The sequence below is a fragment of the Protofrankia sp. CiP1_Cm_nod1 genome (assembly GCF_920888515.1).
In the GTDB taxonomy this organism is placed as follows: Bacteria; Actinomycetota; Actinomycetes; order Frankiales; family Frankiaceae; genus Protofrankia.
In genome coordinates this window covers 1-9,289 of record NZ_CAKKTM010000446.1, presented here as the reverse complement: position 1 = coordinate 9,289, position 9,289 = coordinate 1, and the positions used below count along the sequence as shown (strand labels likewise).

The window sequence follows — 9,289 nt, the reverse complement described above, 5'->3', positions numbered from 1 at the left end:
GCCTGCGGCCCGGCGGCCCACCGGCCCGCAGGCCGCGTTCCCGCCGCCGGTTCCCGCGTCCCGGCCATCGGCCGCGCCGAGTACCGCGAACGAGTAGCGCGGAATCGACCGTGCTCATTCCGGTCCGATGCCGGCCGCCCGGGCCGTCGGCAGCACCGGCCTCGGCACCGATATCAGAACCGGCGGCGTCGGGGCGTGAAAGCCTGAAAGGAAGAAAATTGATCCGGATTCCGCCGGCGACACGGTTCGCCGTTGTCGTCGCCGCCGTATGCACGATCGCCGCGTGTGGGGTGGGCGGTTCCGGCGGCCTGTCGCCGGCAGCCGGCCCGCGCCCGCCGGCCCGCCCGGCCACCGTCGCCGTGTCCGACGCGAACGGGGCCACGGCGTCGCTCCAGTGCGCCACAAGGGTCAGAACGCTGCGGATGGTCGCGAGCGGCCCGCTCACCGACAGCGCGAAGGCAGCCAAGGCATACATGGAGAAGGCCCACCCCGGCCTGACGGTCGACATCACGTCCACCGCGACCAGCTATTCCCAGATCGTCCAGCAGATCGGCACCGACGCGGCCGCCGGGCGCAGCACGGACCTCGCGGTGGCCGGGCTCGACCTGCTGGCCACCTTCGTCGAACGGCTCGACGCCCAGGAGGTGTCGCCGCGGTCGCTGCGCGCCTCCTACGACCAGCGGTTCACCACGCTGGGGTCGGTGGGCAGGCAGCTGTTCGTTGTCCCGCAGCAGGTCTCCGTGCCCGTCCTGCTCTACAACGCCGACATGCTCGCCCAGGCCGGGGTGGACCCGGGGTCGCTGAAGGACACCACCGGCCTGCTCGCCGCGGCCGAAAAGATCAGGCAGGCTCTGCCCGGCGTCCAGCCGGTCGACCTGCCGGCTTCGGACCAGTTCGGGCAGTGGTTCTTCAACACCATCGCGGGGTCGAAGGGCGCGAACATCCAGAACGCCGGGGGACGGCCGGACTTCACCAGTGCCGCGGCGCGCGACACCGCGAGCTTCCTGGCCAGGGTCGGCGGTTACGGGCCCCAGTCGAACACGCCGGCCGACGCCATGGTCCGCTTCGCCCTCAACCGGAAGTCCGCGATCGTGGGCGCGAGCATCAGCTCGGTGGTGCCGGGGGTACAGACCATCGAACGCCAGGGCAGGGGCGCGTTCCCGCTCGGCGTGGCGCCGCTGCCCGTCCTGCCGGGTGGTACGCAGCATCCGGTGGCCGGTGGGAACGGCCTCGTGGTGCTGGCCACCGACCGCTGCCAGAACGAGATGGCCACCGAGCTGATGATGGCGATGCTCGCGCCGGACGTGGTGGCCGCCGGGGCGACGGTGCTCAGCTACCTGCCGGTCGACATCGAGGCGGCCAACCGGCTGGTCTCGCTGTACCAGCGGTACCCGCAGGTGGTGCCCTTCAACGCGATGACCGACTCGGTCGTCCACGCGCCGTACTGGTCGGGGCCGCGCGGCGGTGAGGTGCCCGTCCTCGCATCCGAGGCGGTCGCGAGGATCATGGCGGGCGCGAATCCGACGGCCACGCTGACCGAACTGCAGAAGCAGGCGGAGGCGCTCATCATGTGACCGGCGGCCACCTTATGTGACCGGCGGCCACCGGCCCGATGATCATTTGATTGCTGCTCATCGGGCCGGTGGCCGTTCGGTTGACGGCCGTCCGGCCGGTGGCCGCCATGCGGCCGTTGCCCGTCGGGGCGTTCGGCTTTTCGGCTTTGCCGTCGCTCCGCTCCCGCTCCGTCCACGATTCTGTTTCTTTTTGTATTTATTACATTCTTTTATAAGATCGCGAACGGGGAGTAGGCATTTCGAGACGCTCCGTGTGATCTCGCCGTGGTACGGCCTCTTGTGGGGCTCGCGACCGGCGGTAGCATGATTGCAGGATCTTGCTGAACAGCAAGCTGATGAGCAGTCAATGGCCTGTGCGGGATTTTGTGCGGTGCATTCGCGGCCATCGTGTGAGCACGTGTGCAATCGGTGTTAAACGGTGCATGTCGTTGTCCTCCTGTGGTCTTTTGCGCACGCATCGCTTCCTGTTTGTCACTGTGTCGCGAAGATGTCATCACATAGCGTTGTTAGCTGCTCACCAGATGCGACTCGAAGGAGACAGATGATGTCGACCGAGGGCGCCGGCGCCTGCGCTCACCCGCTCGCGTTCGTCCGGGCGCAGCATGGCTGGTCCTATCAGCGACTGGCCCGGGTGGTGGCGCGCCGCGCACGCGACCTGGGTGTGGCCAACATGGCGGCGGAACGTCAGAAGGTCTGGCGCTGGGAACACCGGGGTGTCGTGCCTGACCGGGTCTCCCAGCTTGCCCTCGCCACCGAGCTGGGAGTCTCGGCCCAGAAGATCGAGTCCCATCCCTGGCCGGCCTGGCTGCCGACCGGTGACGTCGTACGTACCGACTACCCGTGGAACAGCGCAGGCAGTGTGACATCAATGATCGATGTTGTCGAAGGTGCCCTCACCGACCGCCGCGGCTTCCTCACCATCACCGGAGCGGGTGTGGCGAGCCTGGCCGGCGAGTGGCTCAACCTGGAGCCCACCCGGCTCGCCGCCGCCCTGGACGGCGGCCGGGTGGACGAACAGGTGGTCCACCGCATCGAGCACAACATCCCGGGGTTACGGCTGATGGACGACCGGCTCGGCGGGGAGGGCGTCCGGCGGCTTGTCGACGCCGAGCTGCGAGTGGTCACCGACCTGCTCGCCAAGGGCTCGTACACGGAGAAGATCGGGACGAGCCTCCAGCTGCTCGCCGCCGAACTCGCCCGGATCGCCGGGTGGGCGTCGTTCGACGCCGGCTACCACACGAGCGCGCAACGCTACTGGATCGCGGCCCTGCACGCCGCCCACGCCGCCGGGGACCGGCTGGTCGGTGCGAACATCATGAAGAACATGTCGTTGCAGTGCGTCGACTTCGCCTGTCCCAAGGAAGCCCTCGAGCTGGCCGAAGCGGCCGTGACGAGCAGCGGCGGCATCAGCGGACGCGCCGGCGCGATGTTCCAGATGAGGCTGGCCCGGGCGTACGCGGCACTGGGCGACCAGGCCGGGTGCTTCCGCGCGCTGGCCCAGGCCGAAACGGCGGCCGGCCGTTCCAGCCCACACGACCCGGCCTGGGCGGGCATCTTCGACGAGGGATTCCACGCGGCCCAGCTCGGGATCTGCTACATCGACCTCGGCCAGCCACAGCAGGCGGACCGCTGGCTGGCGCACGCCCTCGCGGTGCACCCGGTCGCCCGCGCCCGCGACCACGCGACATACCTGCTCCGCCGCGCGGCCGTGCAGATCGACCTGGGCAACATCGACCACGGGTGCGCGCTCGTCCGCCAGGCGACGCCGTTCCTGGAGGCCACCCGCTCGCAGCGCAACGCACGGCGGGCGGAGGATGTCCGGCGCTCCCTGCGCCGGCACGCGGCGCATCCGGACGTCCGTGAGGTGGATCAGCTCCTCGCTCGTCCCGCCTGACCGTGTCCTGTCGTCCTATCCCACCCGGGGGACGGCTGCCCTCGCCGAGGCGAGCGGCCCGGCCGAGGGTGCGACGCACGGAACGGACGGTCCGGGCTCGGGTCAGCCGACGAGACGGCCGGCCGGGCGGGTCGGCTGGTCGGGCCCGCCCGCCGGCTCCACGGACGCCGCGACCTCACCCGCCTCCGGGTCGACGACGACCAGGGCGGTGTCGTCGGGCACGGTCCGTTTGACGATCGCCAGCGCGATCGGGCCGAGTTCCGCGTGTACGACGGACGTGCCCACGAACCCGACCGCCCGGCCGCCGCTGTGCACCGGGGCGCCGTGGGCGACCGTCGTGCCGTCCAGATGCAGCAGGACCATGCGCCGGGGCGGGCGTCCCAGGTTGTGCACGCGGGCGACGGTCTCCTGACCACGGTAGCAGCCCTTGTCGAGGTGGACGGCGGTGGCCAGCCAGCCGACCTCGTGCGGGATCGTCCGGTGGTCGGTCTCCGCGCCCAGGCGGGGCCGGCGGCCGGCGACCCGCGCCGCCTCGAACGCGCCGGCCCCGGCGAGGGAGGCGCCCGCGGAGACGAGCCGCTCGACCATCCCGCGCAGCGTCCGGCGCGGGACGAGCAGGTCGAGACCGTCGGGCATCGCCCGGACGAGGATCTCGGATCCGCCCGGATCCTCCTGCTCGCCCGCCTCGAGGCCGGCCCCCGGGCCGTCCGTCGCGGCGCTGTCGGCCACGGGGCCGTCGACTACGGCTGGTGATGTGACGGCCGGCCGGACGAGGGCCCGGGCCAGCGGGTACAGACCATGGGCCAGCAGGTCACCGTCGTAACCCACCGTCACATCGTGGCGGTCAGGCCGGTGGAGCGGAGGGTCGAGCGGGGCGAACGCGCTGGTCACGACGTCCACGGCGGCCGGGCCGATGACCGACAGCACGGCATAGTCGGCATGGACGTCGACCGGTTCGACCCGCAGCAGGAAACGCATCGACTCCAGGTAGGCGAGCAGTGCGGCGCTGGTGCCCGGCTCGACGTCGAGCCAGCTGGCCGTCCCGTCGTCGGCGATCATCAGGTGGTGTTCGACGTGGCCGTGCGGGGAGAGCACCAGCGCCTCGCTGCCCCGCATGGCCGGCAGCGCGGCGAGATGCTGGGAGGTGATGCTGTGCAGCCAGGACAGCCTGTCCACACCGGTGACGCGCAGCACCCCGCGGTGCGAGCGGTCGACGACCACTGCCCCGCGCTCGCCGGCGCGCTGCTCGCGCAGCGGATCCCCATAGTGGTCGGCGACCCCGAGATCGGGCCCGGTGGCGGGCACGGCACCGGCGACGGCCAGCAGCGGTGAACGGTAGCCGTCGTCCGGGCTGTCCGGGCTGTCCGGGCTGTCCGGGCTGTCCGGGCTGTCCGGGCTGTCCGGGCTGTCCGGGCCGCCGGGCGTGCGCGTGGCGATCGGGTCGGTGGTCATGGACTGTCCGGTCATGGCCTGTTCAACCCGAGACCGGGGTCGCGCAGTTCCCGCATCGGCCGGCAAGTGCGACGTGACTGACGTCCACGGAGAAGTCGAAGTCGTCGCGCAGCCGGGCGACGAGGTCGGTCAGGACGTCCGAAGGGATCTCCCGCACCGTGCCGCAGCCGCCGCACACCAGATGGACGTGCTCGACGACGCCGGCCGCATGGTACGTCGGCGCGCCGTGACCGAGGTGGGCGTGCGAGACGAGGTCGAGCTCCTCGAGCAGGTCCAGGGTGCGGTACACCGTGGAGATGTTGACCCCGCCCGCGGTGCGGCGGACCTCGGTGACGATCTCCTCGGGGGTGGCGTGGCCGAGCCGGGCGACCGCTTCGAGGACGAGCTGGCGTTGTGGGGTGAGCCGGTAGCCCCGGGAGCGTAACTGCGTCTGCCAGGTGCCGTCCGCCACCGGCTCCGGGGCTGACGACGACCCCGAGGCTGACGACGCCGGGACCTCGGCCCGCGGTGACGCGGTGGCAACCGGCGCGGCAGCAGCCTCACGCCACCGCCAGCTCTCCCGGCCTTTCGCGACGTCCACCGTCATGGACACAGTTTAGGCCGCGTCCGATGGATCTTCGATCGTGCGGACGGTGTCCTGCTGTGTCACCGTCGCGACCCTCCGACGATAATTACTTTTTGTTATATATAAGTCGCCTTAAGTGTTCAGGAGTCGCCGGCGACGGCTTGGCGGTTGGTGCGGAAAAGCGGTTGCCGAGCCCACCCGGCCCCCGTAGCGTTGTCCGTACACGAGAAGGGAGGTGGTCTAGTTTTGTGTGATAAACGGACTCGTGAGGTGACTGTCCGCTAAGCCGGTCTCGTGGTCCTCACCCCTGCCGGGTGACCTGCGGGCACCGGCACCGGCGAGAACCAGACAGGCACCGGACCTCCGGGCGTCGTCGCTGGTCCCGACGACCTGTCGTCCCTTCCATGGGCGATGGAAGCGCCCGGAGGTCTTTTTGTCCCCAGTCGGACGGCTCAGGATGCCACGCGGCGGCTGCGGATTATCACGACGCCGCTGGCGGGACCGTCGATGGGGCGGAAGGCGGTCGGGCGTCATCGATGGGTGGCCCGCAAGGTCCGAGATGTTGCGGCCATGATTCGATCTTAAGATGTTGCGACATCCGAGCTAGTGTGGATGTCATGAGCGCGGCCTACGAGGAAGTCCCGTTCAGCGAGCTCCTCCATCATCCGGCGGCAACCGCCCGACGGCTCGACGAGGTACGCGCGCTCCGGTTGCGCCGCCGCGACGCGACGGACCTCGCGCTGATGCGAGTGGAGCAACTCGAACAGGACTCCGCCGTGGTCGACTTCGCCACCCGCATGCTCGCCAGCCTGATCCACACCGGGAACGCTGCCGCTCTGCGGCAGGCGCTGCCAGACGCGTTGCCCTGGACGACGTTCCTACCGCCGGCGGACGTCGACACCTTTTTCACCGAGCTCATCGCAACCGCGCGCGGCGCGATGGCGCTGGACACGCTGGCTCCCGTCGCCGTCCTGCTCACCCAGTGGCGGCACAGCGCCGAGATCCACGCCGACCCCGCCCTGTACGCGATCCTGACCCGGGAACCCGACGGCGACCTCGGCCCCGTCCCCCAGCCACCCGCCGTCGCAACCGAATGAGCCCGAAGCGGGAAGACCGCGCCGCTCCACCCCCCACCAGCAGCGAGTACGACATCTGTTTCGCCACCAACGAGGCCGCCGACGGCTGGGAACACCTCGCCCGCCAGGCCCCGGGCAACCTGCGCCGCGCCTTCGACACAATCCGGTCGTTGCCGCGGATCCGCGGCAATCCGGACCGTCACCACCGTCTCAAGGGCGCCCTCGGCACCGCGACGTTCAAAGGCCAGACGCTGGAACGCTGGCAGTATGAGGTCACCAGCGGCGGACGCATCTGGTATCTGATCGATGATTCGAACCGGACCGCGTGGGTGATCTACGCCGGTACCGGCCATCCCAAGGCCACCGACTGACACCCAAGCCGACAACCAGGACAGCGGACGAGGGCAACACCAGCGGGCCGGTTCGGGCCGGGCGGCCAGGGGCGGGGGTACCGGTGTGGGGTGGTGAAGGGCTGGGCGTCGCGGTCGGAGCGGCCCTGAAAGTGCCCCGGACGGGTGCGCCACGGCCGATCCAGCCGCATCGCGGCGACGGGTTGCGGCAGGATCGAAGTCATGCCGACGCTCGTTCTGCTCCGCCACGGCGAGAGCACGTGGAACCGAGAAAACCTGTTCACCGGCTGGGTGGATGTCGACCTTTCCGACAAGGGCCGCCAGGAGGCGGCCCGCGGCGGTGAACTGCTCCGCGACGCCGGTGCGCTCCCGGACGTGGTGCACACGTCGTTGCTGCTGCGCGCGATCCGCACCGCCTGGATCGCGCTCGACACGGCCGGCCGGACGTGGATCCCCGTGCACCGCTCCTGGCGCCTGAACGAACGGCACTACGGCGGCCTGCAGGGGCTGAACAAGGCCGAGACCCTCGCCGAGTACGGCGAGGAGAAGTTCACGCTGTGGCGCCGTTCCTACGACACCCCGCCGCCGCCCATCGGCCCCAAGCAGGTCAGCGGTGTGGACGAGCGCTACGCCGACCTGCCGCCGGACCTCATCCCGGCGACCGAGTGCCTCAAGGACGTGGTGGCCCGGATACTGCCGTACTGGTACGACGCGATCGTGCCGGACCTGCGGCGCGGGAGGACCGTGCTCGTCGCCGCCCACGGCAACTCGCTGCGCGCCCTGGTCAAGCACCTCGACGGCATCGGCGACGGCGACATCGCCGCCCTGAACATCCCCACCGGCATCCCGCTGCGCTACGAGCTGGATGACGACCTGCGCGTCCTGTCCTCGTCCTACCTCGACCCGGAGGAAGCGGCCCGGGCCGCCGCCGCCGTAGCCGCCCAGGGCAAGAAGTAACGAACGCCGGTCGGGTGGGCGCTCGGCGGCGCCGAACGGAGCCGTGACGTGGGGAACGCGGGCCCGGCAGGGGCGGAACCACGTCACCGCTCTGTTCGTGTAGCTGGTCCCGCTCCGGGCGGGTCAGACCCGTTTGCCGGTGACCAGGTAGATGACCCGGTGGGCTACTGAGACGGCGTGGTCGGCGTAGCGTTCGTAGTAGCGGCCACAGAGGGTGATGTCGATCGCGGCCTCCATGCCGTAGGTCCATTCCGTTTCCAGCAGGACGTGGAAGAGCTTGCGGTGCAGGGCGTCCATGGAGTCGTCGTCGCTTTCCAGCTCCTTGGCCAGGGCCGCGTCGTGGCCGGCGATGACCGACCCCGCCTTGGCGACGATGCGCTGCGCGACCTGCCCCATCTCCAGCAGGGTCGAGTGCAGCTCCGGTGGGACGGCACGGCCGGGGTAGCGCCGGCGGGCCACCTTGGCGACGTGCAGCGCGAGGTCGCCCATGCGTTCGAGGTCAGCCACGATACGCAGCGTGGTGACCATCGTCCGCAGGTCGGTGGCGACCGGCTGCTGGCGCGCCATTATGTCGAAGGATCGTTCCTCGATTTCGTTGCGTAGCAGGTCCACGGTCTCGTCAGCCGTGATCACGCCCTCGGCGAGCTGCAGATCTGCGTCGAGAAGGGCGGTCGTCGCTCGCGCCATTGCTGAAGCGACCAGGTTGGTCATCTCGACGAGCGAGGAGTTGATGCTCTCGAGCTCGTCGTGGAAGGCGTCCCGCACGGACGGCTCCTTCGTGTCTGTAGCGGTTGTCAGCCCATCGGACCACAACAGGGTGAGGTCAGGACGGCTGGCAGAGCACGATCATGTTTCTTTCGCGCTGCTGGAAGCCGTGGATCTCGCTGGTCACCGGGACGGCGGCCGTGTTCCCGGCTCGCCGGGACGGTGACCATGCGCGTGCCGGCTCCCGGCGTTGCGAGCCGGCGTCGGCTGTCCGTGGGAAAGTCGCCGTTCCGCTCTTCGGCGCGTCACACGTTGAGGGCGAACAGCGATTGCTCCTGGACATATGACCCCGAACGCCGCGCATACCCTGTCGCGATCAACGATGGTCGGCAGTGCTCGCCCCACGGTGAACACATCCTGTTGGCCGGGTGAACTCCTGACGACTATCGGACCGGGTTGGGTGGATACACCCGCAGCCCACCTACCATTCGGCCGTGGGCGAGGGCGCGGACGAGCGGGAGGCCGGCTTCGGCCTCCCCGGTTCCGGGCTGCCCGGCATCGGGCTGCCCGGCATCGGCCGTTCCGGTTTCTCCGGCTTCGGGTTCTTCGCCGGCGGGACCCGCTCGGATGCTGTCGGCTCCACGCCGCGCACCGGCCGGGAGCGTCCCGGCCCGCGACCGGCATCGGCCCAGGCGCCGCCGGCCCAGACGCCGTCG

Annotated in this window: 8 protein-coding genes and 1 pseudogene; 6 read left to right on the top strand and 3 right to left on the bottom strand. The window is 70.3% G+C overall.

The window, feature by feature from the left end:
- Window positions 1-218 precede the first annotated feature (218 nt).
- Complete coding sequence (locus tag NBX02_RS20475; protein ID WP_250281961.1) at window positions 219-1,574, top strand: extracellular solute-binding protein; 1,356 nt, start codon at window positions 219-221, stop codon at window positions 1,572-1,574.
- Between the two features lie 544 nt (window positions 1,575-2,118).
- Window positions 2,119-3,468 (top strand): transcriptional regulator, encoded by a 1,350-nt coding sequence (locus NBX02_RS20470; RefSeq protein ID WP_250282001.1) that lies wholly within the window; start codon window positions 2,119-2,121, stop codon window positions 3,466-3,468.
- Between the two features lie 102 nt (window positions 3,469-3,570).
- On the opposite strand, the gene ygfZ is transcribed toward NBX02_RS20470, so the two are convergent.
- Both ygfZ and NBX02_RS20460 read right to left on the bottom strand, forming a co-directional pair.
- The gene (ygfZ, locus tag NBX02_RS20465) at window positions 3,571-4,935 is read right to left on the bottom strand and encodes a CAF17-like 4Fe-4S cluster assembly/insertion protein YgfZ (RefSeq protein ID WP_250292603.1); all 1,365 of its coding nucleotides are present in this window, start codon (window positions 4,933-4,935) and stop codon (window positions 3,571-3,573) included.
- A gap of 7 nt (window positions 4,936-4,942) precedes the next feature.
- On the bottom strand, window positions 4,943-5,506 hold the full coding sequence (locus tag NBX02_RS20460) for a transcriptional repressor (protein ID WP_250282002.1): 564 nt from the start codon (window positions 5,504-5,506) through the stop codon (window positions 4,943-4,945).
- Between the two features lie 596 nt (window positions 5,507-6,102).
- Between NBX02_RS20460 and NBX02_RS20455 the strand changes: the two genes are divergently transcribed.
- From NBX02_RS20455 to NBX02_RS20445, 3 genes are all read left to right on the top strand, one after another.
- Window positions 6,103-6,582, top strand: coding sequence for a hypothetical protein (locus NBX02_RS20455; protein ID WP_250281965.1), 480 nt, complete (start codon window positions 6,103-6,105; stop codon window positions 6,580-6,582).
- Window positions 6,579-6,932 (top strand): hypothetical protein, encoded by a 354-nt coding sequence (locus NBX02_RS20450; protein WP_250281967.1) that lies wholly within the window; start codon window positions 6,579-6,581, stop codon window positions 6,930-6,932. The genes NBX02_RS20455 and NBX02_RS20450 overlap by 4 nt, the downstream gene beginning before the upstream one ends.
- Before the next feature lie 201 nt (window positions 6,933-7,133).
- Window positions 7,134-7,868, top strand: coding sequence for a phosphoglyceromutase (locus NBX02_RS20445; protein ID WP_250281970.1), 735 nt, complete (start codon window positions 7,134-7,136; stop codon window positions 7,866-7,868).
- A 123-nt stretch (window positions 7,869-7,991) separates the two neighbouring features.
- Here NBX02_RS20445 and phoU read toward each other — a convergent pair whose 3' ends face one another.
- On the bottom strand, window positions 7,992-8,633 hold the full coding sequence (gene phoU / locus NBX02_RS20440; protein WP_250281972.1) for a phosphate signaling complex protein PhoU: 642 nt from the start codon (window positions 8,631-8,633) through the stop codon (window positions 7,992-7,994).
- 434 nt (window positions 8,634-9,067) lie between these two features.
- Here phoU and NBX02_RS20435 point away from each other — a divergent pair.
- A pseudogene (locus NBX02_RS20435) lies at window positions 9,068-9,289 on the top strand (sensor histidine kinase); the annotation flags it as partial.

Coding starts and splice junctions, on each gene's coding strand:
- NBX02_RS20450 (WP_250281967.1), top strand. CDS start 6,579: ATGAGCCCGAAGCGGGAAGACCGCGCCGCTCCACCCCCCACCAGCAGC.
- NBX02_RS20470 (WP_250282001.1), top strand. CDS start 2,119: ATGTCGACCGAGGGCGCCGGCGCCTGCGCTCACCCGCTCGCGTTCGTC.
- NBX02_RS20460 (WP_250282002.1), bottom strand. CDS start 5,506: ATGACGGTGGACGTCGCGAAAGGCCGGGAGAGCTGGCGGTGGCGTGAG.
- NBX02_RS20445 (WP_250281970.1), top strand. CDS start 7,134: ATGCCGACGCTCGTTCTGCTCCGCCACGGCGAGAGCACGTGGAACCGA.
- NBX02_RS20455 (WP_250281965.1), top strand. CDS start 6,103: ATGAGCGCGGCCTACGAGGAAGTCCCGTTCAGCGAGCTCCTCCATCAT.
- ygfZ (WP_250292603.1), bottom strand. CDS start 4,935: ATGACCGGACAGTCCATGACCACCGACCCGATCGCCACGCGCACGCCC.